The sequence below is a fragment of the Nonomuraea sp. NPDC050663 genome (assembly GCF_044456985.1).
Taxonomy (GTDB): Bacteria; Actinomycetota; Actinomycetes; order Streptosporangiales; family Streptosporangiaceae; genus Nonomuraea.
In genome coordinates this window covers 176,581-203,337 of sequence record NZ_JBITGL010000008.1, presented here as the reverse complement: position 1 = coordinate 203,337, position 26,757 = coordinate 176,581, and the positions used below count along the sequence as shown (strand labels likewise).

Here is a 26,757-nt window from a genome sequence, read left to right as displayed (position 1 = left end):
AACATATGGACTACAAGCTGACCCAGAAGAGCCAGGAGGCCTTGTCGGTCGCCATGCGCAGAGCGGCGGCCGAGGGCAACCCCGAGATCGCCCCCGCGCACCTGCTCGCCGCGCTGCTGGGTCAGACAGGCGGTACGGCAGTGCCGCTGCTCGACGCCGTCGGCGCCGACTGGAAGGCCCTGAAGGTCAAGACCGAGCAGCTGCTCGCCGGGCTGCCCAAGGCGCAGGGCTCCACCGTGAGCGCGCCCAGCTCCTCCCGCCAGCTGCTGACCGTCATCAACACCGCGGCCCACCAGGCCAAGCGACTCGAAGACGACTACGTCTCGACCGAACACCTCCTGGTCGGCCTCGCCACCGACGGCGGCCAGGTCGCCGACCTGCTCAAGCAGTCCGGCGCCACCCGAGACGCCCTGCTCGACGCCTTCGAGAAGGTGCGCGGCAACGCCCGCGTCACCAGCGAGACGCCGGAAGACACCTACAAGGCGCTCGAGAAGTACGCCGTCGACCTGACCGAACGGGCGCGCTCCGGCAAGCTCGACCCGGTGATCGGCCGCGACTCCGAGATCCGCCGCGTCGTGCAGGTGCTGTCCCGCCGTACGAAGAACAACCCCGTGCTCATCGGCGAGCCAGGCGTGGGCAAGACCGCCGTCGTCGAAGGCCTCGCCCAGCGCATCGTCGCCGGCGACGTGCCGGAATCCCTGCGCAACAAGCGGCTCATGTCGCTCGACCTGGGCGCCATGGTCGCCGGCGCCAAGTATCGCGGCGAGTTCGAGGAGCGGCTCAAGGCCGTGCTCTCCGAGATCAAGGAGAGCGACGGCCAGGTCGTCACCTTCATCGACGAGCTCCACACCGTCGTCGGCGCCGGCGCCGCCGAAGGCGCCATGGACGCCGGCAACATGCTCAAGCCCATGCTCGCCCGGGGCGAGCTGCGCATGATCGGCGCCACCACCCTCGACGAATACCGCGAGCGCATCGAGAAGGACCCCGCCCTGGAGCGCCGCTTCCAGCAGGTCTACGTCGGCGAGCCGACCGTCGAGGACACCATCGCCATCCTGCGCGGGCTCAAGGGCCGCTACGAGGCCCACCACCAGGTCCAGATCGCCGACAGCGCCCTCGTGGCCGCCGCGGCCCTGTCCGACCGCTACATCACCAACCGCTTCCTGCCCGACAAGGCCATCGACCTCGTCGACGAGGCCGCCTCACGGCTGCGCATGGAGATCGACTCCCGCCCCGTCGAGATCGACCAGCTCCAGCGCGACGTCGACCGCATGAAGATGGAAGAGCTCGCGCTCGCCAAGGAGACCGACGAGGCCTCCCTCGGCCGCCTCGAACGCCTGCGCGCCGAGCTCGCCGACCGCCAGGAAGAGCTCAACGCCCTCGTCGGCCGCTGGGAACACGAGAAGGCCGGACTCAACCGCGTCGGCGACCTCAAGAAGCAGCTCGACGAGGTACGCAGCAACGCCGAACGCTTCCAGCGCGACGGCAACTACGGCGAAGCCTCCCGCCTGCTCTACGACGAGGTCCCCCGCCTGGAACGCGAACTCGAGGCCGCCTCCCAGGAGACGCCCGAACAGCAGATGGTCAAGGAAGAGGTCGGCGCCGACGACATCGCCGAAGTCATCTCCTCCTGGACCGGCATCCCGGCCGGACGGCTGCTCGAAGCCGAGACGGCCAAACTCCTGCGCATGGAAGACGAGCTCGGCCGCAGGCTGATCGGCCAGCGCGACGCCGTGCGCGCCGTCTCCGATGCCGTACGGCGTTCGCGCGCCGGCATCGCCGACCCCGACCGCCCCACCGGCAGCTTCCTCTTCCTCGGCCCCACCGGCGTGGGCAAGACCGAACTGGCCAAGGCGCTGGCGGAGTTCCTCTTCGACGACGAGCGGGCCATGACCCGCATCGACATGAGCGAATACTCCGAAAAGCACAGCGTCGCCCGGCTCGTCGGAGCCCCTCCCGGCTACGTCGGCTATGAGGAGGGCGGCCAGCTCACCGAAGCCGTCCGCCGCCGGCCCTACACCGTCGTCCTGCTCGACGAAGTCGAGAAGGCGCACCCCGAGGTCTTCGACATCCTGCTGCAGGTGCTCGACGACGGCCGCCTCACCGACGGCCAGGGCCGCACCGTCGACTTCCGCAACACCATCCTGATCCTCACCTCCAACCTCGGCTCGGCGCTCCTGCCCGACCGCGACGCGGTCATGGGACTCGTACGGAAAACGTTCAAGCCCGAATTCCTCAACCGGCTCGACGACGTCATCCTCTTCGACGCCCTCGGCACCGAAGAGCTCAGCCGCATCGTCGACCTCCAGGTCGACCGGCTCGCCCACCGCCTGTCCGACCGCAGGCTCACGCTCGACGTGACACCGGCGGCCAGGGAGTGGCTGGTGCTGACCGGCTTCGACCCCCTGTACGGCGCGCGCCCCCTACGGCGGCTGGTGCAGTCGGCCATCGGGGACAAGCTGGCCAAGTCGATCCTGGCGGGAGAGGTCGTCGACGGGGACAAGGTCGTGGTCGACCTCGGGGACGACGAGCTGATGGTGCAGCGCACCTCCTGACGGCTCGGCCCCTCCCCCGGGCGCGGTCCCTCCCAGGGCTGCGGGCGCTTCGCGCCGGGCGTGGTCGGGGCTGTGACACCGGGGCTCCGCCCCAGACCCCGCACGGGGGGCCTACCGGCCCCCCGGCACCCCCCGCCCACCCGTGACGCGCTTCCGGGGTCACCCGCTTGGATCCCACCCGGATCTAAGGGCCTCGCGCTCCGCGCTCGGGCGCCCTGACTCGGCCCGGACTGCGCCCGGGCAACCCATGGTGGGGCGATGTCCAGGCGGGTGACTCACACCAAAAGCACGGCCGCTTATATGGGGTCACCGGGTTCTGGCAAGGGCGTGGTCAACTGGTGCGCGGGCTCCACGACCAGGCTCGGCCGTGGTGTCCCGGGGCGAAATCCACGGGTGGTCCCTCCGCCGGTCGTCGTTCACCCCAGCCTGCCGACGCTACTGGCGCGCCGCCGTCCCGGCTGGAACGGGCGCAAGCGGGCTGACACAAACCCCACGGGTCATCCGCCAGCAGCAGGCTCGGCCAACGTCTCCATCGTCTCGAGCAGCGTCGTGTACACGACGCCGGGTTCGGCAGGCTCCTCCCAGCTCACCTCTCCCCCGGCCTCCGGAAAGAACAGCCACCACACGTTGTGCCAAGGGTCAAGGAACCGAGCGATCCCATATCCCCCATAGAAAGGCGACACCGGTGTAACCACGGTCGCCCCCCGCTCCACCGCCCTCCGCAAGGTCTCCTCGGGGTCGGCCACGTACACCTGCGTCAACGCCGGTGTGAACGGCCAGCCCGCCTTACGGTCGGCCACCATGAGCAACGAATTGCCGATCACCACCTCTGCGTGAATGAGCGTTCCGTCCCCGGCGTAGAAGTCGGGGCTATGAGCCTCCTTCCGCTCGGTCCCGTCGAAGACGGCGACGAGGAAGTCGATGAACGACGCGGCCCCGTCGACGACGACGAATCCGTTGACGGTGTTCTCACCCTGGGGTTCGGGAGTCTTCTCCATGCCGCGACGTTAGGGACGATTGCGGCCAGGTTCCTGCCGCAATCGGCTACCGATCGGTGACGAGCAGCGTGTTCCCGTCGGGGTCCTTGGCGGTGAAGAACCGGCAGACCTCGTACGAGCCCTCCACGTCGCCCGGTTCGCTGCCGTGGCGCTCCAGCTCCGCCCTGGCCTCGTCGAGGTCGGCCACGGCGAGGTTGCAGGTCGCCCAGGCCAGCCCGGGTGCGGCCGCGATGCCGCTGGCGGGGCCCATCAAGGTCAGGGAGGGCGAGCCGCCCTCGCACCGGAGCACCGCGCTCCATTCGTCGACGGAGGCGACCTGGAAGCCGAGAACCGTGCTGTACCAACGAGCGGAGGCCCCCGGATCAGCGACGGGGATGAACGCGTTGGTGATCTTTACGGAGTTCACGCCACGCAGAGTAACGAAGGCCGCCGACAAGTCCACCGTGCCAGAGGCACGACGCCACACGCTTCGCGATCATCATCGCCCGCTCCCCACAGATCGGTAAAATCCCCCCGTGACCCCAGGCGACATCGCTGCCCGGCTCGGGCTGCCCGTCGAGGACGTCGAGCGCGTGGACCGGCTCGCCGGTGACGGCCCGGCGGCTCCGCTACCAGCCAAGGCCGACGTGCCCGCGATCCTCGACCGTCTGGCCGTCCCGCCGGACGACGCGGCCGAGATCATGGCCGCCTGGCCAGACCACGGCTCGCCCCTGTGGACGCCGGAGCTGCGCTGGCTGCTGGACCGTTCGACGGCGCTGGTGCGCGCCGATCTCGGGGGCTACGGCTGGTTGCCGCCCGGTCCTGAGCTGCCGCGCGAGCGCGGTCCCGCCTGGCGGCACCTCTACGTGTACGGCTTCCTGGCCATGGTCGGCGTCGTCATGGACTACCACCGTGACCACGGCATCCCCGAGGCCGTTTCGTGGGCGACGCTCGCCGACCTGGGCCGCAACCTGGCGGTCGACCGGCGGATGAACGGCGAGGGCTGGCCGGTCATGCAGGCCTGGCTGACGTTGCACGCCCGCGGCGGCGTCTACGAGCTGGGGCGCCTCCAGCACCAGCGCGACGACACCGCGATCGGCCTGCACATCCCCGACTCGGGGCCGTTGACGCCTGAAGCCGTAGACGCGTCGCTCGACGAGGCACGCGTGTTCTTCCCGCGCCACTTCCCCGACGAGCGCTACTCGGCCTTCTCGTGCGGCTCGTGGCTGCTCGACCCGCAGCTGCAGGAGTACCTGCCGCAGGACTCCAACATCGTGCGCTTCCAGCAGAGGTTCGAGCTGGAGCCGTACGAGGAGCCGGAGGGGCTGGACGGCGACGTCGAGGTGCTGCGGTTCGCCTTCCGCACGCTGAGCACGCCGCTCGACCAGCTGCCCCGCCGTACCGTGCTCCAGCGCGCGGTCGTCGACCACCTGAAGGCGGGGGGTCACTGGTACTGGCGCCGCGGCCGGTTCGCGATCTGATGAGGAGGTCGCGCGACCGCCCACAGGCCCCCTACCCGGCCTGATGCAGGGCCGTACTCATGGAGAGCGTCGCCTCCAGCGCCCGCATGCGGGCCGCCGCAAGCTCCACCACCGCGCGGGTGGCGGGTGACAGCTCCCCCACCGGCCGGTGCACGATGACGAACTCCTCGACCATCGCGGGCTCCAGCGGAGCCCAGTACAGCCGTCCCGGGACCCGCCCGGCCAGCCGGTGCAGCACCCCGCGCAGGCTCACCGTGTCGGCCAGTCCCGTCGCCGCCACCTGCAACGCCATCTCCGCGTTGTCGACCTCGACCCGCGGGCTCAGCACCTGCCCGGCGTCGGCCAGGCGGCGCGCCAGCAGCTGCCGGGTGGAGTCCTCCTTGCGCCAGCTCACGTCGGGCAGCACCAGCGAGGCGGCGGCCAGCAGCTCGGCGGTGACGGGCCGCCGCACCCGGTCGGGGTCCGCGCTGACGTAGATGAGCTGGTCGTGCATGGTCATGTTGACGACGAGGCCGTCGTATCCGGGAGGCCGGGCGATCAGCGCCGCCTCCAGCTCGCCCCGCCGCAGCCGTTCCAGGGCCGCCGCCGAGTTCTGCCCGAACAGCTCCAGCCGTACGCCCGGATAGCGTTCGAGCACGTCGGACACCAGCTCGACGCCCAGGTAGTAGTGGGCGATGTTGAACATGCCGAACCGCACGGTCCCGGTGAGCACGTCGCGCACCGAGCGGACGGCGCGCACGCCCTCCTCGACGGAGGCCAGCGCCGCCACGGCGTGCTGCCGCAGCGCCGTCGCGGCCTCGGTCGCCACCACCCCGCGTCCGGCCCGCTGGAACAGCGGCGTGCCGAGGTGTTGCTCCAGCAGTCGCACCTGGTCGGCGATCGACGGCTGGGCGTAGCCGAGCGCGGCCGCGGCGGCGGTGAAGGAGCCGTGTTCGAGCGTCGCCAGGAAGCAGCGCAACTGATGGAGGGAAACCACGGGAACTCCTGTGCTGTGCCGGGGATCGTCAAGCCAAGGGGACGGAGCGGGCCCCGACCGCTGGGTCCGGCCCGTGACACGGTAAGGACTACGCCAAGCCGCGCGGCGCCCTCCGAACCCCCCACTAGCTTCTCGTTCGTCAGATCGCCGAACACGATCAGGGGGACGTGCAGTGAAACTTCGTAGCATCCTTGCAGTTGCCGCGTTGACGGCGGGAGTGACCTGGATGGCCGCCGGGACCGCCATGGCGGCCGAGAGCGACTGCAAGAAGAACGGCGGCCTGCTCAGGTCGACCAGCTCCATGGTCTCGGTCTGCGACGACGTCGCCGGCCTGAGCGCCGCGAGTGGGTACGGCTGGCGCATGAGCGTGCCGAAGGACAACGCCGTGCTGGGTACGGCGGAGCAGCTGGCCATGCGGGCGGGCCTGCCCGGCCTGTCGAGGGCGTCGGCGGTGCTGAGCCTGTCGGACGCGGCCGGAGTCGCGGCGGGCGCCGGGGTGCCCGCGGTGCCGGCGAGGGTGCCGGCAGGTCTGCAGAGCGTGTCGCGGATGGCCGAGCTTCCCGACCTGCCCGGCCTGCCTGCCGAGCCGGTCGGCGCGCTGCCGCGGGCGCTCGACGGGAAGCCGGCGCTGCCCGCCCTGCCGGACACCTCGGCGGCCACCTCGATCGAGCCTCCGGCGGAGCTGATCAAGCCGGTCACCGGGGTCAAGAAGCAGGTCGAGGAGACCGTGTCCAAGGCCGTGCCGCGGGTGCCGGTGGCCGAGCCGAAGGGCGTCGAGAGCCTGACCGGCCTGATCGACGGCCTGGACCTGGCCAAGTAGCCGGCACCAGCCGGCAAAGAGAAGGGGGACCCCGACCGGGGTCCCCCTTCTTCATGAGATCAGGGCGTCGAGCTCGTCCTCCGGCAACCCCAGATCGAGCCGGATCCGGTAGCGCGTGCGCAGCATGGCCACGTGCTCCGGATCGTCGTCGTCGCAGGCCAGCACCGCCTGGGTGGCCCACTCGTGTCCGGTGGTCAGGTCGCCGTAGGCGGCGAGGGTCTCGGCGATGCTGTGCGCGGTCACAGCGTTCACCTCGCCCTCCGCCTGGAGCGTCGCGATCACTTCGCGCGCCTCGCCTGGCCGTTCGAGCTCGAACAGCGTGTCGGCGATGCCGGCTCTGGGGTCGATGCCTGCTTCTCCGCCGTCGTCGACGGCCCGCTGGTAGCAGTCGAGAGCTCGCGCCGGCTGTCCGGCCGCCCGCCACTCCTCCGCGGCCAGGACGAGTATCGCCGCCCTGGAGACGTCGCCGGAGTTGTAGGTCAGCGCGAGATCGTCGAGTCTCCTGGCCAGAGAGCCGTGGTCGTCGGCCAGCAGTGCCTGCTCGAGCAGGCGATCAAGGTGCTCACGGGTCACATGCGCCACACCGCCGAGACTACCGAGCGACCCGCGATCCTGACTGGCCATTGGCGATGTACGGCTCTGCCTAGGTTTGGCAACGTTTTGTGCAACGCTGTTCACCCTCCGCGTGTCTTCGCAGGCCACCGGGCATAAAGCCCTCGCATGACCGCGACCGGAGGGAGCAGTGATGGGCAAGCAGCTGACCTTCTCCCTGGCTTGTGCGGCGGTGCTGGCCGCTGCCGTGGTGCCCGGTACGGCCGGCTACTTGTCGGCACGACTGGAATCCGTGGCAGCAGCCGAGCATCAACTGCGCTCGCTGGAGTTGCGCCTGCAGCGTGGTCAGGCCTCGATGACGAGGACGATTTCCTGGCCGCAGCCGTGCGAGATGGCCTCGCCGCTGCCCACGGTGCCGCCCGCTGCGGCGTTCGTGCCCGCCCCGGAGTTCAAGCCGAAGAAGCGGGCACACCAACCGATCATCCCCGAAAGGGGCTCAGCTGCCGGGGCAGAAACCCGCGAATGAGCTGTTTGGCCGCGCCGATGATCTCGGGGTCACCCTCGGGATCGCGGCGGAAGGCCAGTTTCAGTACCGCGTCGCCGGCCTCGACCGACACCAGGACCGCCACGTCGAGTTCGTGGCTGTCGGCCAGGCCGTACTCCTTGAGCAACAGGCCGCGCAGCCGTCCGGCGATCACGGTGTTGTTGTCGGAGTCGCTGTCGAGCAGGTTCAGGTCGACCACGTCGCCGAAGTGCAGGCTCTTGAAGCCGGGCACGGTACGGTGCATGTCGACGTAGACGTCGATGATCGCGTCCACCGCGTCCCACCAGCCGCGGAATTCCTCTTCCAGGAAGCGGGCGCCGACGCGGAAGACGAACTGCTCAACGTTGCGCCTGGTCACCTCCTGGGTGATGGCGCGCTTGTCGGGGAAGAACTGGTAGACCGACCCGATGGCGACGCCCGCGCGCTCGGCGATGCGCGTGGTCGACAGCGCCTCGTAACCGATCTCGTCCAGGAGCGTGGCGCAGGCGTCGAGCATGCGCTCGACCCTGCGGGCGCTACGGCGCTGAGTCGGCTGGCGACGCAGCGGAGTCGGGTCGTCACAGTCGTCATGACCGTTCTGGGGGATGGACACGAGACACATCATCCCCCGATCTGGTCACCAATTCACGGATTTCTCAGTACACGCGCGAGTACGCGCATCGCTCCCGGCGAGATCCGCGACAGCGCATAGCCGATCTTGCCCTCGGCGTTGACGGGCACGACCGCCTCGTTGCGGTGGACCGCGCGCAGGATGTGGGCGGCGACCCGCTCGGGCGGATATGAGCGGCGCTCCAGCGCCTGTACGGCAGGCGTCCGGTCCAGGGCGCCCACGAAGACGGCGTTCCTGGCGATGTTGGTGGAGACGAATCCCGGGCAGATCGCGCTCACCCCGATGCCGTGACCTGCCAGCTCGGCCCGCAGCACGTCGCTGAGCGACTTCACCGCCGCCTTGGAGACCGAGTAGGCGGGCAGCAGCCGCGAGGGCGCGAAGGCGGCCAGCGAGGCGATGTTGACGATGTGCCCGCCCTCGCCGCGCTCGACCATCTGCTGAGCGAACAGGCGGCAGCCGTGGACGACGCCCCACAGGTTGACGTCGATGATGCGGCGCCAGTCGTCCAGGGAGTGCTCCAGGATCGGCCCGGCGACCGCGACGCCCGCGTTGTTGACGACGACGTCGGGCACGCCGTGGTGCTCGCGGACCCAGGCGGCGAAGGCCTCCATCCGGCCCGCGTCGGACACGTCGAGCTCGTACGGCACCGCGGCGACCGGGTAGGCCCGCTCGATGCCCTCGGCCGTCTCGGCGGCGGCCTTGCGGTCGAGGTCGGCGCAGATCACGTCGGCGCCGTGCGCGGCGAAGGCCCGCGCCGTGGCACGCCCGATGCCACTGCCCGCCCCCGTGATCACGACGAGCGTGTCCTTGTACGGCTTGCGCGCGTCGTCGCGCCGCGCCCGCCTGAGCTCGCGGGCAGGCCGCTCCCCCTCGATCGACAGCACGAACTCGCCGATCATGCGCGCGATCACGTCGGGGTGGCTGCGCTGCACCCAGTGCCCGGCGGCCACCTTTCGATGCCAGAACTCCGGCGCCCACCGCTCCAGCGAGGCCAGCAGCCCGGCCGAGACGTAGATGTCGCCGGTCGCCTCGATGAGCTGCACGGGTACGTGCACGCCCGGGTCCTCCGGCCTGCTCAGGCGGCCGAACATGTTCGCGCGGTAGAGCTGCAGCCCGTTGCGCGCGTCGGAGGGCAGAGTCCGCGCGGGAGTGCCCGAGCCCAGGCTCATCGAGCCGTCGAGGAGCCTGCGCGAGAGCACCTTCCAGACGAGCTCGGGCACGACCGGCATCCTGAAGGCGCCGATGTACCAGGAGCGGGCCAGCTGCCCGAGGGCCGCGCGGCGCGTGCCGTACCTCATGAAGTGGGCCGCCTGGTCGAGGCCGGGTCCGCCGATCGTGGTGAACGACGCGACGCGCTCGGCGACGGCGGGGCGGCCGAGCGCCTCCCAGCCCTGGATCGAGCCCCAGTCGTGGCCGACGAGGTGGACCAGGGGCTCGCCGATCGCGTCGAGGACGGCGGTGAGGTCGGCGGCGAGGTGGTCGAAGGTGTAGTGGCGCCGGTCGGCCGGCGCGGTGGACTCGCCCGCGCCGCGCACGTCGTAGCGGACCACGTGGAAGCGGTCGCGCAGGCGCTCCGCCACATCGTCCCAGACCCGGCGCGTGTCGGGGTAGCCGTGGATCAGCAGGATCGTGGGGCGAGCGGGGTCGCCCTCCTCTTGCAGCGCGAGCCGTACGTCACCAGAGGTTATTGGACCCATGGTCCACCATTAAGGTTTGGCGGACAGCCCGGCGCAAGAGCGGAGCGACTTCCAGTCGGCGACCGCCTGCCTGGCGGCGGCGCCCCTGAGCGGCACCGGCAGGCCGGGCGCCTGGATCGTGGCGGGGGTCCAGACGTCCTTCACGACCTTGCGCCCGTCGATCGTCAGCGTCAGCACGCCGGTCTTGCCGGTGACCGGGCCCCAGTTGTAGAAGACGAAGTTGCCCAGGCCGTAGTTGACGTAGGCCTTGCCCAGGTAGCCGCTGCCGAGCAGCTGGTGGGCGTGCCCTCCGACGATCACGTCGGCGCCCGCCCTGGCCAGCTTGGGCGCCAGCGACGACTGCGCGGGGTTCGGGCAGGCCTGCAGCTCGGTGCCCCAGTGCAGGAACACGATCACCGTGTCGGAGTTCCTGCGCGCCTCGCGCACCGCCTGGACCAGGCGCGCCTCATTCTTGGCGCTGGCCAGCCCCGCCTTGTCGGGGCCCGCCGTCCACGACTGGATGAACTCCGCGTCGAGCACCTGGGTGGCACCGATGACGGCCACCTTGTGACCGTTGACGGTGGCGCGGTACGGCTTGTAGGCCTCGTCCTCGTCCTTGCCGACGCCGATGACGGGGAACTTGCTCCTCTTGATCGCGGACAGCGTGTCGCGCAGGCCGCTCTCCATGTAGTCCATGCCGTGGTTGTTGGCCAGCGAGGCCACGTCGACCCCGGCCGCCTTCAGCGCGGTGAGCGCGCTGGCGGGGGCACGGAAGGTGTACTGCTTGCCCGGAGCAGGGGTGCCGCCCGTCGTGATCGCGGTCTCCAGGTTGACGACCGCCAGGTCGGCCCTCGACAGGACCCGGGAGATGGGCCCGAGCGCGGTCTTCGGGTTGTTCAGCCGCCCGCGCAGAGCACCCTCGAAGTGGATGTCGCCGCCGAAGGCGATGGTGAACGGCTTGCGCTCGCTCGCGGCCTTCTGCTCGAGCGGGCCGATGGTGGGAGTGCCGCCGGTGAGGGTGGTCTCCGGCTCGGATTTGGCCGCGGAGCAAGCGGCAAGCGTGAGGGCGACGGCCAGCGTCGTCGTCGCGAACGCGCGGGGGCTTCTCATCGAGGGGGCACTTCCGGGTCGGGGGCCTTAGGACAGCATTGAGCATGCCAGAGTGGGCCACCTATGTCGTTACATGCACCTCATGGCGAAAGTTTGGCAACCTTTTTACCCGTCAAGCGATCTTGTCGGCCCACACGCGAACGGTGTGGGCCGATCTACCTCACACCAGGTCGAACTCCCCGTCGCGCACCCCGGCGACGAAGCTCTCCCACTCCTCCGGCGTGAAAACCAGGACCGGACCGTCCTGCTGCTTGCTGTCGCGCAGCGCAACGTTGCCGTCCGCCAGCTCGGCGAATTCCACACAAGCCGAGTTACCACTGCAACGCTGGCTCTTGCGCCAGTCGGTCTTGAGAGTCACGATCGTTCCCTATCTGGAAAAGGCGTGGCACAGCCCCATTGCCGTGACCATCGCCTCGGGCGTTCAGCGCCACATTTCGAGCCTGAGCTTGATCAGGTTCCGGCTGGCTTCCTCCGACAGGGCGGTCGTCCTGAGGTTCTCGAAGGCGAGCTCGTACACGGCGATCAGCTCTTGATCTTCGACGAAGCGAGCGCCCATGAGCGACTCCAAGTAGACCGCATCGTCAAGATCGGTGAATTTCAGATGGACGAAAGCGCCGGTGTTGACGGGGTGCTTGCCGTCCAGCGGAAGGACCTGCAGGTTCACGTGCGGGAGTTGTGACTGCTCCAGCAGATGTTCGAGCTGATCACGCATCACCTTGTCGGAGCCGAACCGGCGGGTCAGCACGGACTCGTCGAGCACCATCAGCAGCTGCGGTGGTTCAGGTGATCCGAGCAGCTGCTGCTGCCGGTCCATCCTGGCTTCCACCCGGCTCCTGACGCCGCCCTGGGTCAGGCGTGCGATCCCGCGCGTGGCCACGATGGTCTCGCGCGCGTAGTCCTCGGTCTGCAACAGGCCCGGCATCACCTGGGGTTCCCAGCCTCGATGCTCGACGGCCTCCGCTTCGAGCCCCAGGAAGGTGATGAACTCCTGGGGCAGGTTGTCTTCGTAGCCCTCCCACCAGCCTCGCTTGTCGGCGTCGTGGAGCAGGGCGAGCAACTCGTCGAGTTTGTCGTCGTCGAGTTCGAACAGCTCGGCCAGCGCCTCGATGTCGTCGGGGCTCGGCATGGTCTTGGAGGATTCGATCCGGCTCACCTTGCTGGCAGACCAGCGCAGTGCCTTGGCAACCTGCTGGCCGGTCAGCTCCCGCCGCTCGCGGAGCGTGCGCAACTCCTGTCCCAGCAGAAGCCGGCGGACAGTGGGGCTGGGTGGTTTGCGTGGCACCCGGGTAGCCCTTCATGAAGGTGGACCGTGCTCCACATCTTAGCGTGCAAGTTGCACGGCAACAGGAGGAGCAACAAACGAAGAAATGTAAATCTTCTATTGCTCGGCCTATTGCAGCGACAGACCTCCGGAGAGAACATCCAGTCAGAGGCCGCAGAGGCCAGCACATCCGGCAACGGCGCCGTTCCCGATATCCGCGAGATCCTCCGGGAGGCCCATCTGCCGAACACCCGCTCGCAAAAGAGCCGAGCCGCAGATTGATCCCCTGGCGCCGAGACGGGCTGCCACCCACGGCGACCAGGCCATCAATCCACGGCCCGACAAGAAGTCCACCTTAAGTAATGCCGCGAAAGGGGTCTTCTATGTACTCACAAGGTACCAAGGGGCTCAGTCGAATCAAGACCCGAATCCGGGAACTCATCGCATGGGCGGATCGCGAAATTTGTCTGGAAGAGGATGAATTCGCCCACCGGCGTGGCTGGACCGTCACCAAGACCGGTTTCGGTGCCCGCGCCTACCGTGACCCACGCTTCGACCAGCTGAAGGCTCGTCGGAGCGGAGCTCTGGTCGCCGAGGAGGTGTCCTGATGTCCAGGAACCCCCGCAACCAGATCTACCCTGCCTCCGTGGAGGCTCGCACCCACCGCAGCCGCGGTCTGGTGGTGCTGTGGCGCTGGCGCACGGAACTGCTGGCGCTGGCCCTGCTCGTCATGCTGGTCAGGGCTGGCCAGTGGCTGCCGTTCGCCGCGCTCGGCAGCGTGATCTCGATGCCGGTGGCCACCAGGTTCGGCCGTAGCTGGGTGTTCGGCCACTTCTGGTGCGTCTTCTCGCGCCACCGCATCCAGCGCACGTGCATGGAGACGACCAAGCACACCACGCGGGGGCGCATCCCGCTCATCCTGTGGATCACCCCCACGGCCTCGGGCGAGAAGGCGCTCATCATGACCAGGGCTGGCATCTCCGCCGAGGAGTTCCAGGCCTACGGGCCCGAGCTCGCGGCGGCCTGCTGGGCCAGGCAGGTGCAGGTGCACCGGCACCGGCAGTACGCCAACCTGCTGGTCCTGGAGATCGTGCGCCGCGACGAGCGGCCCGGGGCCGTCGCACCGGGCATCGAGCGCATGTACGGCACTGCCTGGATGCCGATGGCATCCGAGGAGCCTCTCGATCTCGACCGGCTGCTCATTCCCGCGTAGGGGAGACCGGAGCCCCGGGATCGCGGGGGCCCGGGGCTTCCTTCCGCGTGCCGTACGAGATTAGATGAGTTCATCCGACGAACTCAGCCAGGAGCAGTCATGACCACCGTGCACCGGACCTGCCCGCTCTGCGAAGCCGTCTGCGGCCTGACGCTGACACTCGACGACGGTGGACATGTCACGAGCGTCCGCGGCGACAAGGACGACCCGTTCAGCAAGGGTTTCATCTGCCCGAAGGGCGCCTCGCTCGGCAAGCTCGACGAGGACCCCGAGCGCCTGACCAAGCCTGTCGTGCGCGAGGGCGACACCTTCCGCGAGGCGAGCTGGGAGGAGGCCTTCGAGCTCGTGCGGCAGGCCTGGTCGCGGGTGGCCGACCGCCAGTCCAGCGCGATCTACCTGGGCAACCCGAGCGCGCACAGCATGGCGGGCGCGCTCTACGCGACGCCGCTGATCAAGTCGCTCGGCACCCGCAACATCTACTCGGCCAGCACCGCCGACCAGATGCCCAAGCACGTCGCCTGCGGGCTCATGTACGGCGACCCGCTGTCCATCCCGGTGCCCGACCTCGACCGCACCGACTACCTGCTGATGCTCGGCGCCAACCCGATGGAGTCGAACGGCTCGCTGTGCACCGCCCCCGACTTCCCCGGCCGCCTCAAGGCGCTGCGCAGACGCGGCGGCAAGGTCGTCGTGGTCGACCCGCGCCGCACGCGGACCGCCGACAAGGCCGACGAGCACGTGTTCGTGCGCCCAGGCACCGACGCGTACCTGCTGTTCGGCCTGGTGCACACGCTGTTCGCCGAGGAACTGCTCGACATCGGCCTGGAGGTCAACGGACTCGACCAGGTCGAGGCACAGGCCAAGCACTTCCCGCCCGACGTGGTCGCCCGGCGTACCGGCGTGCCCGCCGAGACGGTCGTCAGGCTCGCGCGCGAGCTGGCCGCGGCCGAGCGCGCGGTCGTCTACGCCCGCATCGGCACCTGCACCCAGGAGTACGGCACGCTCGCGCAGTGGCTGGTCGACGTGCTGAACGTGCTCACCGGCAACCTCGACAGGCCCGGCGGCGCCATGTTCCCGATGGGCGCCACCGAGTTCCGCCCGCGGCGCAAGCCGTACCGGACGGGCCGCTGGTCCAGCCGGGTGCGTCAGCTGCCCGAGGCCAACGGCGAGCTGCCGGTCGCGACCCTGGCCGACGAGATCGAGACGCCGGGCGAGGGCCAGGTCAGGTTCCTGATCACGGTCGGCGGCAACCCGGTGATGTCGGCGCCCAACGGCGCCCGGCTCGACAAGGCCTTCGAGCAGCTCGACTTCATGGTCAGCGTCGATCCGTGGCTGAACGACACGACCAGGCACGCCAACGTCATCCTCCCGCCGCCGCGGCTGCTGCAGTCGGGCCACTTCGACTTCGCGCTGCAGGGCTTCGCCGTGCGCAACTACACGCGCTACTCGCGGCCGGTGCTGCCGCTCGGCGAGCGGCCGTCGGAGTCGGAGATCCTGGCCAGGCTCACGCAGATCATCACGGGGCTGGACGGCGACCTCGACGAGTTCATCATCGGCCAGACCCCCGGCGCCGCCGAGCTGGAGCTGGAGGGCGAGTCGGGCGCCGAGCGGCGGCTCGACATGATGCTCAAGCTCGGCCCGTACGAGGGCCTGTCGTTGCGCACGCTGCTCGACAACCCGCACGGCATCGATCTGGGGCCGCTGCAGCCGCGCCTGCCGGGCCTGCTCAAGACCGGGTCAGGACGGGTGGAGCTGGCGCCGCCACAGCTGATCGCCGACGTCGAGCGGCTGCTGGCCGGGCTCGACTCCCCCATGCCCGACCTGGTGCTGATCGGACGGCGCCACCTGCGCTCCAACAACAGCTGGATGCACCTGACGGGCGGGAGCAACACCTACGACCTGCACATCCATCCGTCGGACGCGACACGGCTGGGACTCGACGGCAGTGCGGTCGTCAGATCGGCCGCCGGCGAGCTCACCGTGACCGTGCGGACCACCGACGCGATCATGCCGGGGGTGGTCAGCCTGCCGCACGGCTGGCGGGAGATGAACGTCAACGTGCTCACCGACGAAACGGCGATCGACGTGCCTTCCGGGAACGCCGTCTTCAACGGGGTCCCGGTCACCGTTTCCGTACCTGAGGTGATCAACGCCCATTAGGGTGTCGCGCGTGACTATCGTGCCGGAACAGGACCGCCTGAACGCCCAGATCGCCTTCGCCATCGAGATCGACAAGTTGAAGCGGGTCATCCGCCGCAACAACCTGATGGACGACTCCCGCCGAGAGAACGACGCTGAGCATTCGTGGTACGTGGCCCTGCTGGCGATGGTGCTGGGCGAGCACGCCCCGCCCGGCACCGACATCCAGCGTGTGGTCGCCATGCTGCTCGTGCACGACCTGGTGGAGATCGACGCGGGCGACACCTTCATCTACGACCCGGTCGCCGTGGCCGCGCAGGAGGCGGCGGAGAAGGCGGCGGCCGACCGCATCTTCGCCATGCTGCCGGCGCCGCAGGGCGAGGAGCTGCGGGCGTTGTGGGAGGAGTTCGAGGCGCGGTCGACGCCCGAGGCGGTGTTCGCCAAGGCGCTCGACAGGTTCGCTCCGATCCTCGCCAATCACCACAACGAGGGCGGCACGTGGCGGTTGCACGCGGTGACAGCGAGCCAGGTGGTGCAGAAAGTGGAGATCATCGAAGAGGGTTCTCCCTCGTTGGGGGCCTATGCCCGGGAGTTGGTCGAGCTGTCTGTCACGCGAGGGCATCTTGCGCCATAACCCTGGGTAGGGGGAGGTCGTGGAGGAGACAGTTAAGGCACGAAGACGGCATTTGCGGCGTTTTGTCGGGCCGGTCGACCTCGTGGACCGACTCGAGAAGACGAAGGCTCTCGACGGGCCCATCGCCACCCTGGCGAAAGCCGTACGCACCAAACTCGGACCCGGCAGGCTGCGCGACCTGCTGCACGGCGTACCCACCGGCCACCCCTTGCATCCATCGCTGGCGACCGCCAGCCTGGGCTGCCTGGCCTCGGCGACCGTGCTCGACTTCACCGACGTCGATCCGCGCGCCTCGCGCGTTCTGCTGGCCACCGGCGTGGCCACCGCGTTCCCGACGGCCGCGGCCGGGCTGACCGACTGGTCGACGCTCCATCGTGAGCAGCAGCGGGTGGGCTTCGTCCACATGGCCGCCAACCTGACCGCGCTCGGCCTGTTCACCGCCTCCCTGTTCGTCCGGCGGCGCGGAGGCGACGGCCGCCTGCTCTCGCTGGCCGGCCTCGGCACCGCGACGCTCGCCGGCTATCTCGGCGGCCACCTGGCCTACCGCCAGGCCGCCGGGGCCAACCACGCCGAGCAGGTCGCCCACCTGGTGCCGCTGGGATGGCACGACCTGTGCCCGCTGCGCGACCTGCCCGACGGCCGCCCGGTCGCCAGGCGCCTGGGCTACATCCAGCTCTTCGTGCTGCGCCACGGCGACAGCGTCTCCGTGCTCGCCGACCGCTGCTCGCACCTGGCCGGGCCGCTGCACCAGGGCAGGCTCGTGGTCGAGGACGGCGAGTCCTGCGTGACCTGCCCCTGGCACGGCAGCACGTTCAGGCTGGCCGACGGCAGCGTCAAGCACGGACCCGCCACGGCGCCGCAGCCGTGCTTCCAGACCAGGGTGCGCTCCGACGGCGTGATCCAGGTGCGTCCGGGGGTTGACCTCAACAAAGCTTGAGGTCTTAGCGTCGACGACATGATTCTCGTCACCGGAGCAACCGGAAACGTCGGCCGTCATGCTGTCGAACTGCTCGCCGCGGCGGGGGTGCCCGTGCGGGCGCTCACGCGAAGGCCCGCGGAGTTCCCCGCGGGCGTCGAGGTCGTCCACGGCGACCTGACCGACCCCGCGTCCTTGGACGACGCCCTGCGGGGCGTCGACTCCGTCCTGCTGATCTGGCCCGGCTTCGCCGCCTCGACCGCCGCCGAGGTGATCTCGGCCGTCAAACGCCACGCCAGGCGCGTGGTCTACCTGTCGGCGAACCTGCCTCCCGATTCGACCATGTTCCACGCGGACGTCGAGCGGCTCGTGCGCGACTCGGGGCTGGCCTGGACGTTCCTGCGCCCGGGCGGCTTCGCCACCAACACCCTGTCGTGGATCGACGACGTGCGGAACTCGGGCGTCGTGCGCTGGGTGTACGGCGACGCGTCGCGCTCGCTGATCCACGAGGCCGACATCGCCGCTGTCGCCGCCCACGTGCTCACCTCCGCCGGCCACGACGGCCAGGCCTACGTGCTCAGCGGACCCGAGGCCGTCAGCCAGGCCGAGCAGGTGCGCCTGATCGGCGAGGCCCTCGGCGTCCCCGCCCGCTGGGAGGAGGTCGAGCCCGACGTCGTCATCGGGGAACTGGCCTCGCACTGGGGAGACCCCGAGCTGGTACGGCAGGCGGTCGTCGCGTGGGGCAGCTTCGTCCACGAACCCGAGCAGGTCACCGACACCGTGGAACGCCTGACGGGCAGGCCCGCCCGGTCCTACGCGGAGTGGGCGAGAGACCGCGTGACCAAGGTGTGACGCAACGCACGATTGCATGACCATGCGTTCCAGTGCATACTCTTACTCATGTCCAAGGTCCTCACCTCCCTGCCGATCGGCGAGCGCGTCGGCATCGCCTTCTCCGGCGGCCTCGACACGTCCGTAGCCGTCGCCTGGATGCGCGCCAAGGGCGCTGTCCCGTGCACGTACACCGCCGACCTCGGCCAGTACGACGAGCCCGACATCGCCTCGGTGCCCGGCCGGGCGCACAGCTACGGCGCCGAGCTCGCGCGCCTGGTCGACTGCCGTGCGGCGCTGGTGGAGGAGGGCCTGGCCGCGCTGGCGTGCGGCGCGTTCCACATCCGCTCGGGCGGGCGGGCCTACTTCAACACCACCCCGCTCGGCCGGGCGGTGACGGGCACCCTGCTGGTGCGCGCCATGCTCCAGGACAACGTGCAGATCTGGGGCGACGGCTCGACCTTCAAGGGCAACGACATCGAGCGGTTCTACCGCTACGGCCTGCTCGCCAACCCCTCGCTGCGGATCTACAAGCCGTGGCTCGACGCCCAGTTCGTCAGCGAGCTCGGCGGGCGCAAGGAGATGTCGGAGTGGCTGGTCTCCCACGACCTGCCCTACCGCGACAGCGTGGAGAAGGCCTACTCCACCGACGCCAACATCTGGGGCGCCACCCACGAGGCCAAGACGCTGGAGCACCTGGACACCTCCATCGAGATCGTCGACCCGATCATGGGCGTGCGGTTCTGGGACCCGTCGGTCGAGATCGGCGCCGAGGACGTGACGATCGGCTTCGAGCAGGGCCGGCCGGTGACGATCAACGGCAAGGAGTTCGCCTCCGCCGTCGACCTCGTCATGGAGGCCAACGCCATCGGCGGGCGCCACGGACTGGGCATGTCCGACCAGATCGAGAACCGGATCATCGAGGCCAAGAGCCGGGGCATCTACGAGGCGCCCGGCATGGCGCTGCTGCACCACGCCTACGAGCGGCTGGTCAACGCCATCCACAACGAGGACACCCTGGCGACCTACCACGCCGAGGGGCGGCGGCTGGGCCGGCTCATGTACGAAGGCCGCTGGCTCGACCCGCAGTCGCTCATGCTGCGCGAGTCGCTGCAGCGGTGGGTCGGCATGGCCATCACCGGCGAGGTGACGCTGCGGCTGCGGCGCGGCGAGGACTTCTCCATCCTCGACACCACCGGCCCCCACCTCAGCTACCACCCCGACAAGCTGTCGATGGAGCGCACCGAGGACTCCGCGTTCGGCCCGGTGGACCGGATCGGCCAGCTCACCATGCGCAACCTCGACATCGCCGACTCGCGCTCCAAGCTGGAGCACTACGCCGGCCTCGGCATGGTGGGCAGCACCCACCCGGCCCTGCTCGGCGTCACCCAGGCCACGCCCACCGAGCTCATCGGCGAGCTGGAGGAGGGCGGCGCCGAGGCGATCGCCTCGCGCGGCACCGTCCCCGACGACGAGCTGCTCGACCGCGCCGCCATGGAGTTCGGCACCGACTAAGGAATCTCCTGTGGCTGCCCCAGGAAGGCGGCGCTACCTCGGGTGGCGCCGCCTTCCTTAGCGTCGTCGCATGCGAACCCCCTTCGGCGCTGCGCTCTGCCTGATCTCGGCCGTCGGCTTCGGCCTGGCCCCGATCTTCGCCAAGGAGGCCTACGCCGCCGGAGTGAGCCTCCAGACCTTGCTGGTCGTGCGGTTCGGCCTGGCGGCGTTGCTGTTCTGGCTGCTGGCGGCCTGGCGTAGGCCGGGGCTGCCCTCCTGGCGCGTGCTGCTGGTCTGCCTGGCGCTGGGCGCCGTGGGCTACGCGGGCCAGGCAGCCCTGTACTTCGGCGCCCTGACGCTCACCAGCGCCTCGCTGGTCTCCCTGCTGCTGTACGCCTACCCGGCCATCGTCACCGGGATCGCGGTCGCCCTGCGCAGGCAGGGGCTCGACCGGGGCAGGGTCGCCGCGCTCACCTCGTCGGCGCTCGGGCTGCTGCTCCTGCTCGGCACCGGCGACGCGGGCAATCTGGCGGGCGTGATGCTGGCGCTCGGCGCCGCGGTGACCTACGCGCTGTATCTGACGGTCGCCGACGGGCTGCCGCGCGAGCTGGACCTGTTCCTGCTGTCGGCCGTGGTGTGCACGGGCGCCGCGGGCAGCGTCACGGCGTTCGCCGGCGCCCCTTCGGTGCCCGGGGGCGCCTGGCCGTGGCTGGTGCTGCTGGCGGTGTTCTCGACGGTGGTGCCCATCGTGACGATGTTCGCGGGCGTGCGGTCGGTGGGCGCCTCGACCGCGGCCATCCTGTCGTGTGTGGAGCCGGCCGTCACCGTGGGGTCGACCGCGCTGATCTACGGCGAGAGCCTGACGGCGGTGCAACTCCTGGGAGGCGCCGCCGTCGTGGCCGCGATCTTCATGATGGGTCGGCTTCCCCGTCGGCTGGATGCTCCACGAGAGCGAGAATTCGGCTCGACATGAATCTGGCGGTGCGGACCGGGCTGCCGGTCCTGGTGACCTCGCTGACCTCGATGAGCCCGCGCCGGGTGGCCACCTCGACCCGGCGTCCTGCTCTGGTGGCGATGACCTCGTAGGTGCGCGGGGCCCCGTCGCCCGCGTCGATGACGATTTCTACACGGTCGCCCTTCATGTCTGATATTTACCCGTACACCAGTTTGATAATCGCCGCCAGACCCACACAAACGATGATCCCGCGCAGCACCGGAGCCGGGATCCGGCGCCCGATCTTGGCGCCCACGAAGCCGCCGATCATGGAGCCGACCGCGATGGCTCCCACCGCCCACCAGTCGATCTCGGCGATGATCAGGAACAGGACCGCGGCGGTGAAGTTGACCACCAGCGACAGCACGTTCTTGGCCGCGTTGACCCGCTGCAGGCCCTCGTCGAGCATCAGGCCCAGGATGCCGATGAGCAGCACCCCCTGGGCGGCGCCGAAATACCCGCCGTAGATGCCGGCGCCGAGGACGCAGAGCCACAACCACGGGCCGCCGTGCGGGTGGGCGTGGGGCGCGGCCATCCGCTTGCTCAGCCAGGGCTGGATGACGACCAGGACGCAGGCCAGGCCGATGAGGATGGGGACGACGACCTGGAACACCCCCGGGTCGAGGTTGATCAGCAGCAGGCCGCCGAGCGCCGATCCGAGCATCGAGGCCGCGCCGAGCCGTACCAGCCGCGAGCGCTGGCCGGCCAGCTCCTTGCGGTAGCCGTACGCGCCGGTGAAGGAGCCGGGCACCAGGCCGATGTTGTTCGAGACGTTCGCGACCACGGGCGGAACGCCGAAGGCGACCAGCGTGGGGAAGGTGATGAGGGAACCGGACCCGACGACCGCGTTGATCGCGCCGGCTCCGACGCCGGCGGCACAAATGGCCAGGGCCTCCAGGGGTGTCATATGGTGAGCATAGGGGCGTCCACATAGTGGACTCAGGAGGGGTCGTCCTCCTTGAGGAATCCGAGCCCCGCCAGGTCGGGAGGAACGACCCAGACCTTGTTGGAACCACTCTTGGCGATCTCGGGAAGCACCTGGATGTACTGGTAGGCCAGCACGCGGTGGTCGACGTTGCTCTCCTGGATGGCCCTGGCGACCAGGCCGATGGCGTCGGCGTGGCCCTTGGCGCGCATGCCCTCGGCGCGGGCCTCGGCCTCGGCGCGCAGGACGATGGCCTGCGCCTCGCCCTGGGCGCGCAGGATCGCGGCCTCCTTCTCGCCCTCGGCGGCCGCGATCTCGGCCTTGCTCCGGTCGGCCGCCGCCTTGGCCGCCGCCTCGTTGTCGAGCTGGGTCTGCCGCTGCCTGGCGCGCGACTCCTGGATCGCGGCGGGCGGGTCGATCGACTTCAGCTGCACCCGCTTGATCTGCACGCCCCAGGTCTCGGTCGACTCGGCCAGCTCCAGGCGCAGCTGGTTGGCGATCTCCTCGCGGGCGTCGAGCAGCTCGTCGACGTCCTTGCCGCTTGCAACGTTCCTGAGCGCGGAGGCGGTCACCTGCTCCATCGCGCTGAAGTAGTTGGCGATCTCGTAGGTCGCGGCCTTGGGGTTGACGACCTGGTAGGAGACGACCACGTCGACGGAGACGATCTGGTTGTCGGACGACAGCACCGTCTGCGGCGGGAACGGCTGCACCTGCTCGCGCATGTCGAGCGTGTCGCGCATCTTGTCGATGAAGGGCACCACCAGGCTCGTGCCGGGGGTGAGGGTGCGGTGGTAGCTGCCCATCCGCTCCACGATGGCCGCGCTGCCCTGCGGGATGACCCGGATGGAGCGCACCACGATGAACCCCAGCACGCCGAACGCGACGACCAGGACAGCCAGCAACTCCACGTTGATCATGGCGACGCTCCGGGGGAGATGGAGTCCGACCTCGGAAATGATATTTCCCTGAAGCCCCCTATGCCCGCTAACCGCGCAAATACGATCTAGTAGGCCCGCGCGTACCAGCGACCCTCCGGGCTGCGGTCGAGCGTCAGCGGCACCCCGAACGTCTGCGACAGGTTGTCGGCGGTCATCACGTGGTCGAGCGGCCCCTGAGCGACCACGGAGCCGTGACGCAGCAGCAGGCCGTGCGTGAAGCCGGCGGGCACCTCCTCGACGTGGTGGGTGACCAGCACGAGCGTGGGCGAGCGGCGATCCTGGGCCAGGTGCGACAGGCGCCGCACGAGGTCTTCGCGACCGCCCAGGTCGAGGCCCGCCGCGGGCTCGTCGAGCAGCAGCAGCTCGGGGTCGGGCATCAGCGCGCGGGCGATCTGGACCCGCTTGCGCTCACCCTCCGACAACGTGCCGAAACGCCGCCTGATCAGATGCGCGGCGCCCATCATGTCGATCAACTCGACCGCACGGGTCACGTCGTTGGAGTCGTACTCCTCGGAATACCGCCCGATGATCGCATAGGAGGCGGTCAGCACCAGGTCGATGACCTTCTCATCCTGCGGGATGCGCTCGGCCAGGGCCGAGCTGGCCAGCCCGATGCGAGGCCGTAGATCGAACACGTCCGTCTGGCCGATCACTTCGCCCAAAACCTCGACCTGACCCTCACTTGGATACAGCAGCGTGGCCGCGACCTGCAGCAACGTGGTCTTGCCAGCGCCGTTGGGCCCGATCACCACCCATCGCTCGTCCTCGTGGACCGTCCAGTCGATGCCGCGCAGCAGGGCCGCCCCATCTCGCCGCACGGCGACGTCCTGGAGCCGCAGCACCTGACCACCCATCCCCGGATCCTCTCTTCGCCCGTAGGTCTGGGACAAACCTATCGCCGCATATCGTGGATCCGTGCACGCTAAAACGCCCGTATCCGCTGCGCTCGTCGCGTGGGGGAACGCCTGGCTTGCCGGACACGTGGGCCTCGACGAGGCGGTGGACCAGGTCGAGAGGGCCTCGGGACCCGCGGTGACAGGCCAGGAAGCCTCGTCCTTGCGTGGTCGTCTCGCCTCGCTGCGCATCGACGGGCTGAGCGAGTTCCGCCTGGCCCTGCCCGCGCCCGGCGATCCCCTGGGCCTGTCGGGGCCGCCCGCCTTCAACGCCGCGGCGCTCGACGCCGGCCAGGCCGTGATCGCGGTGCTGCCGGGCGGGAACCTCGGGCTGGTGCCGGAGCCCGACCTGCGCGGCTCCTCCTACGCCGGGACCCGCTTCACCATCCACGAGGCGGGCCCCGTGCGCGCCGACCTGCCGAGCCTGGCCGAGGCCGAGCAGCAGCTGGCGGCCGTGATGCGCACCGCCACGCAGGCCTTCGACGGCGTCGACGGCCCGGTGAGCGCCCGCCCCGAACGCCAGGCCGCCGCCGAGCTGGCGCCCGGCTACCCCGCCCGCGCCCACCGCGTGCACGCGCTGGCCGCCCGCCTGGCGGCGGTGCTGGAGGTGGCCTCGCAGCGCGGGCTGTCGGCCACCCAGTTCGCCGCCCGCGACCTGGCCCTGCGCGAGCTGGACCAGGCCGTACGGCGGGCGCTGGTGGCCGCCCATCACGCCATCCTGGAGCCCAACTACGGCTAGGAGCCGGTCGAGGCGTTCACCTTCCAGAACCTGACCTGCTTGTCCTTGCCCGCCGAGACGACGGTCGGCGTGCCGTCGACGTTGACGATCGCCACCGCGTAGACCGGCGACTTGCTGCCGCTGATCGGAGGGCCGATCTTGGTGCGCTTGGCCGGGTCCCAGAGCCGGATGGTGCCGTCCGTGCCGCCCGACAGCAGCACCGTGGTTCCCTCGACGACCCCGAAGGACAGCGAGTAGACGATCTTCTTGTGGCCGGTGAGCGGCTTGCCGATGGCCTTGCCCGACTTGGCGTCCCACAGGCGGATCGAGCCGTCCTCGCCGCCGGAGGCGACCACGGCCTTGCCGTCGACCTGGCCGACCGCCACGGAGTAGACGGCCTTCTTGTGGCCCTTGAGGTACTTGCTCGCGGCCTTGCGCTTGGCCAGGTCCCACACGCGCAGCGTCTTGTCCTCGCTGGCGGTGACGACCACCGTGCGGCCGCCGACGTTGCCGATGCTCAGCCAGTTGATGCCGTCGCGGTGGGCGCGCACGCTGTTGCCGATCTGCTTACGCTTCTTCAGGTCCCAGAAGCGCAGGTAGCCGTTGGCGTCGCCGGTGACGCCGATCCACTTGCCGCCCGCCTTGCCGACCGCGGCGGCGAAGACCGAGTCGCCATGGGTGCCGAGCACCGTGCTCTTGCGCTTGTCGAGGCTCCAGAGCCGGACGTTGCCGTCGAAGCCGCCGGTGATCGCGCTGGGCCGGCCGTCCATCGTGAAGCAGGCGACCGCGTAGACCTCGCCGCGGTGTCCCTTGAGGCGGGTGACCAGGGAGCGCTTGTCCATGTTCCACAGGCGCAGCGTGCCGTCCTGGCCGCCGGACAGCAGCAGCGGCTTGCCGTCGATGGTGATGCCGGAGAACGACTGCACGGGCTTGCTGTGGCCCTTGAGCGCCTTGCCGTCCTGCTTGCCAAGGGCGAGGGTGACCAGCGGCTGCTGCTGCAGCTGCACGGGCGGGGTGGTTGGCGTGGGCGACGGGGTGGGCGTCGGGGACGGGGTGGGGGAGGCCGAGGGAGCGGCGGTGGGCGTGGAGGAGATCTGGCTCGTGGAGCCCGCGGTGGTGGTGCCGTTGGTGCGGTTGAACCAGCTCGGCGCCAGCAGGACCGCGGCGGCGACCAGTAACGCCACCGCCAGCGCGCCGCCGACCAGGGCGGCCCGCTTGCGGCGGCCCGCCGCGTTCTTGTCCTCCTGACCGGTCTCGCGGAAGAAGGCGTCGTTGTCGTTCCTGCCGCGCTGGTTGAAGGGGTACGGCGGAGCCTGGCCGCCGGGCGGCGTCGGGTAGCCGTGGCCGGGCGTGGGATAGGCGCCCTGAGGCTGCTGCGGGTAGCTCCTCTGCGGACCCTGCGGGCCGCTGTTCTGGGGGGCCGCCGGATGGCCGCCCGAGGGCGGCTGGAAGCCTGGCCCTGCCGGTGGCCGGTGGCCGGGGGGCGCGGCGGCGGGAGCCGGGTGCAGGCCCGACGGGTTGGCCCATCCCGCGGCGGGCTGCTGGGGCGCGCCGTACTGCCCGCCGAAGGAGCCGGGCGGGCGGGCGCCGGGGTTGGAGATCTCGGCGAGCCCCTCCTCGGCCGCGACCTGGGAGCCGGTGGTCAGCGCCAGGTCGGAGTCGCCGACCGGCGGCGCGACGTGGTTCTCGGCGCCCTGGTTCTCCAGCAGGGCGAAGAGCGCCTCGGCCGCGGTGGGCCGCTCCTCTGCGCGCTTGCTGAGGCAGGACTGGACGAGCGGGCGCAGGTTGTCGGGCATCGCCGACAGGTCGGCCTCTTCGTTCATCACCCGGTAGATCACCGCGGGCAGGCTGTCCTGCCCGAACGCGGGCCGCCCGGTCGCGGCGAAGGCCATGGTCAGCGCCCAGCTGAACATGTCGCTGGGCGGGCCGACGCGCTCGCCGGAGATCTGCTCGGGCGACATGTACGCGGGCGTGCCGACCACGCCGCTCGTCATGGTGATCGCCGAGTCGAGCGCGCGGGCGATGCCGAAGTCGATGACGCGCGGGCCGTCGGGTCCGAGCAGCACGTTGCTGGGCTTGAGGTCGCGGTGGACGATCCCGGCGCGGTGGATGGCGGCGAGCGCGGTGACGGTGCCGACCGCCAGGCGGTACAGCGCGCCGCCCTTGCGCGGCCCGTCGGTCTGGACGATGCGCTGCAGCGAGACGCCCTCGACCAGCTCGCTCACGATGTAGGGGGTGTCGCCCTCCATGTTGGCGTCCAGCACCTGGGCGGTGCAGAACTGGGCGACGCGGCGGGCGGCGGCGACCTCGCGCATGAAGCGCTCGCCGTCCATGCCCGGCCGGTCCAGCTTGGTGTTGAGCAGCTTGATCGCGACCAGCTCGCCGGTGTGGCTCTGGCCCTTGAAGACGATCCCCTGCGCCCCCTTGCCCAGCCTTCCCAGCAGCCGATAGGGGCCCAGCGTGGTGGGGTCCCCCGGTTGCAAGGGGTGCGTTTCAGGCACCT

General features: G+C 70.1%; 26 protein-coding genes. 13 read left to right on the top strand and 13 right to left on the bottom strand.

Features of this window, described 5'->3' with window-relative positions; genetic code table 11:
• Nucleotides 1-5: 5 nt before the first annotated feature.
• Nucleotides 6-2,552 (top strand): ATP-dependent chaperone ClpB, encoded by a 2,547-nt coding sequence (gene clpB / locus ACIBH1_RS25820; RefSeq protein WP_397316486.1) that lies wholly within the window; start codon nt 6-8, stop codon nt 2,550-2,552.
• 497 nt (nt 2,553-3,049) lie between these two features.
• On the opposite strand, the gene ACIBH1_RS25815 is transcribed toward clpB, so the two are convergent.
• Both ACIBH1_RS25815 and ACIBH1_RS25810 read right to left on the bottom strand, forming a co-directional pair.
• Nucleotides 3,050-3,550: a VOC family protein gene (locus tag ACIBH1_RS25815; RefSeq protein WP_397316485.1), complete on the bottom strand. Its 501-nt coding sequence runs from the start codon at nt 3,548-3,550 to the stop codon at nt 3,050-3,052.
• 46 nt (nt 3,551-3,596) lie between these two features.
• Entirely contained in the window at nt 3,597-3,956 is a 360-nt protein-coding gene (locus ACIBH1_RS25810; protein ID WP_397316484.1) for a VOC family protein, read from the bottom strand.
• A gap of 109 nt (nt 3,957-4,065) precedes the next feature.
• Between ACIBH1_RS25810 and ACIBH1_RS25805 the strand changes: the two genes are divergently transcribed.
• Nucleotides 4,066-5,010 (top strand): acyltransferase domain-containing protein, encoded by a 945-nt coding sequence (locus tag ACIBH1_RS25805; protein ID WP_397316483.1) that lies wholly within the window; start codon nt 4,066-4,068, stop codon nt 5,008-5,010.
• 31 nt (nt 5,011-5,041) lie between these two features.
• Here ACIBH1_RS25805 and ACIBH1_RS25800 read toward each other — a convergent pair whose 3' ends face one another.
• Nucleotides 5,042-5,986, bottom strand: coding sequence for a LysR family transcriptional regulator (locus tag ACIBH1_RS25800; protein ID WP_397316482.1), 945 nt, complete (start codon nt 5,984-5,986; stop codon nt 5,042-5,044).
• 226 nt (nt 5,987-6,212) lie between these two features.
• Here ACIBH1_RS25800 and ACIBH1_RS25795 point away from each other — a divergent pair, with 226 nt between their 5' ends.
• On the top strand, nt 6,213-6,806 hold the full coding sequence (locus tag ACIBH1_RS25795; RefSeq protein ID WP_397316480.1) for a hypothetical protein: 594 nt from the start codon (nt 6,213-6,215) through the stop codon (nt 6,804-6,806).
• Between the two features lie 51 nt (nt 6,807-6,857).
• On the opposite strand, the gene ACIBH1_RS25790 is transcribed toward ACIBH1_RS25795, so the two are convergent.
• Complete coding sequence (locus ACIBH1_RS25790; RefSeq protein WP_312894381.1) at nt 6,858-7,388, bottom strand: hypothetical protein; 531 nt, start codon at nt 7,386-7,388, stop codon at nt 6,858-6,860.
• 163 nt (nt 7,389-7,551) lie between these two features.
• Between ACIBH1_RS25790 and ACIBH1_RS25785 the strand changes: the two genes are divergently transcribed.
• Nucleotides 7,552-7,884, top strand: a complete 333-nt coding sequence (locus ACIBH1_RS25785; protein ID WP_397316479.1) for a hypothetical protein — start codon at nt 7,552-7,554, stop codon at nt 7,882-7,884.
• Here the strand turns inward: ACIBH1_RS25785 and ACIBH1_RS25780 are convergent.
• The 5 genes from ACIBH1_RS25780 to ACIBH1_RS25760 form a co-directional block, all read right to left on the bottom strand.
• A complete protein-coding gene (locus ACIBH1_RS25780) occupies nt 7,838-8,494 on the bottom strand; it encodes a TetR family transcriptional regulator (protein WP_397316478.1) in 657 nt (218 codons plus the stop codon). The two genes, ACIBH1_RS25785 and ACIBH1_RS25780, sit on opposite strands and share 47 nt — an antisense overlap.
• Before the next feature lie 32 nt (nt 8,495-8,526).
• Nucleotides 8,527-10,209, bottom strand: a complete 1,683-nt coding sequence (locus tag ACIBH1_RS25775) for an SDR family oxidoreductase (RefSeq protein WP_397316477.1) — start codon at nt 10,207-10,209, stop codon at nt 8,527-8,529.
• Nucleotides 10,210-10,218: 9 nt separating this feature from the next.
• Nucleotides 10,219-11,298 carry a CapA family protein gene (locus ACIBH1_RS25770; RefSeq protein ID WP_397316476.1) on the bottom strand — a complete coding sequence of 360 codons (1,080 nt, stop codon included), beginning with the start codon at nt 11,296-11,298 and terminating at the stop codon, nt 10,219-10,221.
• Between the two features lie 160 nt (nt 11,299-11,458).
• A complete protein-coding gene (locus ACIBH1_RS25765; protein ID WP_397316475.1) occupies nt 11,459-11,656 on the bottom strand; it encodes a DUF397 domain-containing protein in 198 nt (65 codons plus the stop codon).
• Nucleotides 11,657-11,719: 63 nt separating this feature from the next.
• The gene (locus tag ACIBH1_RS25760) at nt 11,720-12,526 is read right to left on the bottom strand and encodes a helix-turn-helix domain-containing protein (RefSeq protein WP_397316474.1); all 807 of its coding nucleotides are present in this window, start codon (nt 12,524-12,526) and stop codon (nt 11,720-11,722) included.
• A 416-nt stretch (nt 12,527-12,942) separates the two neighbouring features.
• Here ACIBH1_RS25760 and ACIBH1_RS25755 point away from each other — a divergent pair, with 416 nt between their 5' ends.
• From ACIBH1_RS25755 to ACIBH1_RS25720, 8 genes are all read left to right on the top strand, one after another.
• Entirely contained in the window at nt 12,943-13,167 is a 225-nt protein-coding gene (locus ACIBH1_RS25755) for a hypothetical protein (RefSeq protein ID WP_397316473.1), read from the top strand.
• Complete coding sequence (locus ACIBH1_RS25750) at nt 13,167-13,772, top strand: hypothetical protein (protein ID WP_397316472.1); 606 nt, start codon at nt 13,167-13,169, stop codon at nt 13,770-13,772. Before ACIBH1_RS25755 ends, ACIBH1_RS25750 begins: the two co-directional genes overlap by 1 nt.
• A gap of 99 nt (nt 13,773-13,871) precedes the next feature.
• On the top strand, nt 13,872-15,932 hold the full coding sequence (locus ACIBH1_RS25745) for a molybdopterin-dependent oxidoreductase (protein WP_397316471.1): 2,061 nt from the start codon (nt 13,872-13,874) through the stop codon (nt 15,930-15,932).
• 1 nt (nt 15,933) lies between these two features.
• A complete protein-coding gene (locus tag ACIBH1_RS25740) occupies nt 15,934-16,545 on the top strand; it encodes an HD family hydrolase (RefSeq protein WP_397316470.1) in 612 nt (203 codons plus the stop codon).
• 82 nt (nt 16,546-16,627) lie between these two features.
• The gene (locus tag ACIBH1_RS25735) at nt 16,628-17,482 is read left to right on the top strand and encodes a Rieske 2Fe-2S domain-containing protein (protein WP_397316469.1); all 855 of its coding nucleotides are present in this window, start codon (nt 16,628-16,630) and stop codon (nt 17,480-17,482) included.
• An 18-nt stretch (nt 17,483-17,500) separates the two neighbouring features.
• Nucleotides 17,501-18,313, top strand: coding sequence for an NAD(P)H-binding protein (locus ACIBH1_RS25730; protein ID WP_397316468.1), 813 nt, complete (start codon nt 17,501-17,503; stop codon nt 18,311-18,313).
• 48 nt (nt 18,314-18,361) lie between these two features.
• Nucleotides 18,362-19,807 carry an argininosuccinate synthase gene (gene argG / locus ACIBH1_RS25725; RefSeq protein ID WP_397316467.1) on the top strand — a complete coding sequence of 482 codons (1,446 nt, stop codon included), beginning with the start codon at nt 18,362-18,364 and terminating at the stop codon, nt 19,805-19,807.
• Nucleotides 19,808-19,877: 70 nt separating this feature from the next.
• Nucleotides 19,878-20,759, top strand: a complete 882-nt coding sequence (locus tag ACIBH1_RS25720; RefSeq protein WP_397316466.1) for a DMT family transporter — start codon at nt 19,878-19,880, stop codon at nt 20,757-20,759.
• Nucleotides 20,760-20,937: 178 nt separating this feature from the next.
• Here ACIBH1_RS25720 and ACIBH1_RS25715 read toward each other — a convergent pair whose 3' ends face one another.
• The 3 genes from ACIBH1_RS25715 to ACIBH1_RS25705 all read right to left on the bottom strand — a co-directional run bounded on the left by ACIBH1_RS25715 (nt 20,938) and on the right by ACIBH1_RS25705 (nt 23,497).
• Nucleotides 20,938-21,687 (bottom strand): sulfite exporter TauE/SafE family protein, encoded by a 750-nt coding sequence (locus ACIBH1_RS25715; RefSeq protein ID WP_397316464.1) that lies wholly within the window; start codon nt 21,685-21,687, stop codon nt 20,938-20,940.
• Nucleotides 21,688-21,719: 32 nt separating this feature from the next.
• On the bottom strand, nt 21,720-22,622 hold the full coding sequence (locus ACIBH1_RS25710; RefSeq protein WP_397316463.1) for an SPFH domain-containing protein: 903 nt from the start codon (nt 22,620-22,622) through the stop codon (nt 21,720-21,722).
• A gap of 86 nt (nt 22,623-22,708) precedes the next feature.
• A complete protein-coding gene (locus ACIBH1_RS25705; RefSeq protein ID WP_397316462.1) occupies nt 22,709-23,497 on the bottom strand; it encodes an ABC transporter ATP-binding protein in 789 nt (262 codons plus the stop codon).
• A 202-nt stretch (nt 23,498-23,699) separates the two neighbouring features.
• Between ACIBH1_RS25705 and ACIBH1_RS25700 the strand changes: the two genes are divergently transcribed.
• Entirely contained in the window at nt 23,700-24,275 is a 576-nt protein-coding gene (locus ACIBH1_RS25700) for a hypothetical protein (RefSeq protein WP_397316461.1), read from the top strand.
• Here ACIBH1_RS25700 and ACIBH1_RS25695 read toward each other — a convergent pair.
• On the bottom strand, nt 24,272-26,755 hold the full coding sequence (locus tag ACIBH1_RS25695) for a protein kinase (RefSeq protein ID WP_397316460.1): 2,484 nt from the start codon (nt 26,753-26,755) through the stop codon (nt 24,272-24,274). The two genes, ACIBH1_RS25700 and ACIBH1_RS25695, sit on opposite strands and share 4 nt — an antisense overlap.
• Nucleotides 26,756-26,757 lie beyond the last annotated feature (2 nt).

Coding starts and splice junctions, on each gene's coding strand:
- clpB (WP_397316486.1), top strand. CDS start 6: ATGGACTACAAGCTGACCCAGAAGAGCCAGGAGGCCTTGTCGGTCGCC.
- ACIBH1_RS25815 (WP_397316485.1), bottom strand. CDS start 3,550: ATGGAGAAGACTCCCGAACCCCAGGGTGAGAACACCGTCAACGGATTC.
- ACIBH1_RS25795 (WP_397316480.1), top strand. CDS start 6,213: ATGGCCGCCGGGACCGCCATGGCGGCCGAGAGCGACTGCAAGAAGAAC.
- ACIBH1_RS25785 (WP_397316479.1), top strand. CDS start 7,552: ATGGGCAAGCAGCTGACCTTCTCCCTGGCTTGTGCGGCGGTGCTGGCC.
- ACIBH1_RS25775 (WP_397316477.1), bottom strand. CDS start 10,209: ATGGGTCCAATAACCTCTGGTGACGTACGGCTCGCGCTGCAAGAGGAG.
- ACIBH1_RS25770 (WP_397316476.1), bottom strand. CDS start 11,298: ATGAGAAGCCCCCGCGCGTTCGCGACGACGACGCTGGCCGTCGCCCTC.
- ACIBH1_RS25755 (WP_397316473.1), top strand. CDS start 12,943: ATGTACTCACAAGGTACCAAGGGGCTCAGTCGAATCAAGACCCGAATC.
- ACIBH1_RS25750 (WP_397316472.1), top strand. CDS start 13,167: ATGTCCAGGAACCCCCGCAACCAGATCTACCCTGCCTCCGTGGAGGCT.
- ACIBH1_RS25745 (WP_397316471.1), top strand. CDS start 13,872: ATGACCACCGTGCACCGGACCTGCCCGCTCTGCGAAGCCGTCTGCGGC.
- ACIBH1_RS25730 (WP_397316468.1), top strand. CDS start 17,501: ATGATTCTCGTCACCGGAGCAACCGGAAACGTCGGCCGTCATGCTGTC.
- argG (WP_397316467.1), top strand. CDS start 18,362: ATGTCCAAGGTCCTCACCTCCCTGCCGATCGGCGAGCGCGTCGGCATC.
- ACIBH1_RS25720 (WP_397316466.1), top strand. CDS start 19,878: ATGCGAACCCCCTTCGGCGCTGCGCTCTGCCTGATCTCGGCCGTCGGC.
- ACIBH1_RS25715 (WP_397316464.1), bottom strand. CDS start 21,687: ATGACACCCCTGGAGGCCCTGGCCATTTGTGCCGCCGGCGTCGGAGCC.
- ACIBH1_RS25710 (WP_397316463.1), bottom strand. CDS start 22,622: ATGATCAACGTGGAGTTGCTGGCTGTCCTGGTCGTCGCGTTCGGCGTG.
- ACIBH1_RS25705 (WP_397316462.1), bottom strand. CDS start 23,497: ATGGGTGGTCAGGTGCTGCGGCTCCAGGACGTCGCCGTGCGGCGAGAT.